At 65.8% G+C, this 1,070-nt stretch carries 1 protein-coding gene; it reads right to left on the reverse strand.

Annotation, left to right across the window (positions count from 1 at the left end; all coding sequences use genetic code 11):
* Positions 1–29: 29 nt before the first annotated feature.
* A partial coding sequence (locus ACZ38L_RS39655; RefSeq protein ID WP_465703057.1) for an IS256 family transposase occupies positions 30–1,070 on the reverse strand: 1,041 nt, incomplete at its 5' end.

Here is a 1,070-nt window from a genome sequence, read left to right on the forward strand (position 1 = left end):
GGTCGTGTCCCACTTGGTGGTGTAGCCGATCACTCGGTGGGCGTGTTGGGTAGTGCGGGGGCGCTTTCGGGGAGCTTGGCTGGGTAGAGCTGGTCCATGCTGCCCTCGGGCAGGTAGCGGCGGGGGAAGGCGATCCACTCGTCGTGGAGCTCGAAGAGCACGGCGGTGACCAGCCGCAGTAGCGCGTCGTCGTTCGGGAAGACCTGGACGACGTCGGTCCGGCGTTTGACCTCGCGGTTGAGCCGCTCAAGAGGGTTCGTGGACTGAATTTTCTTCCAATGTCGCTCCGGGAAGACCGCGAAGGCGGTCAGGTCGTCCTTCGCCTCCAGCAGCATCGCTCTGACCTTGGGGAATTGCGTGCCGAGCATGTCGGCGACGGTGTCGAGCTGGGTGCGGACCGCCTCGGCGGTGGGCTGGGCGAAGATCGTGCGGATAGTCGCGGCGACCATCTCCGCTGCCTCCCTACCGATCGCGTTGAACACATTGCGCAGGAAGTGAACCCTGCATCTTTGGTAGGCGGCCCCGAGCATGACCTTGCGGATGGCCTTGACCAGTCCGGAGTGATGGTCACCGATGACGAGCTTGACCCCGGTCAGACCGCGTTCGCGCAAGGAACGCAGGAACTCGGTCCAGAACACCTCGGTCTCGCTGTCACCGACCATCACCCCCAGCACCTCACGGCCGCCGTCCTCGGTGATCCCGGTGGCGATCACCACGGCTCGGGACACGATCTGGTGCTCGACTCTGGCCTTGCAGTAGGTCGCGTCCAGGTAGACATAGGGGAAGCGGACGTGATCCAGGGGCCGGCCGCGGAACGCGGTCAACTGCCCGTCCAGGTCCCGGCAGATCCGCGAGACCTCGCTTTTGGAGATGCCGGTGTCCGCGCCGAGGGCCTTGACCAGGTCATCGACCGATCGGGTGGACACGCCGTGGACGTAGGCCTCCATGATGACCGCGTACAGCGCCTGGTCGATCCGGCGGCGCCGCTCCAGCAGCGCGGGGAAGAAGCTGCCCGACCGCAGCTTGGGGATCGCCAGGTCCAGATCGCCGGCCTGGGTCGTCAGTTTCTT

It is taken from the genome of Kitasatospora sp. NPDC024654 (assembly GCF_055559155.1).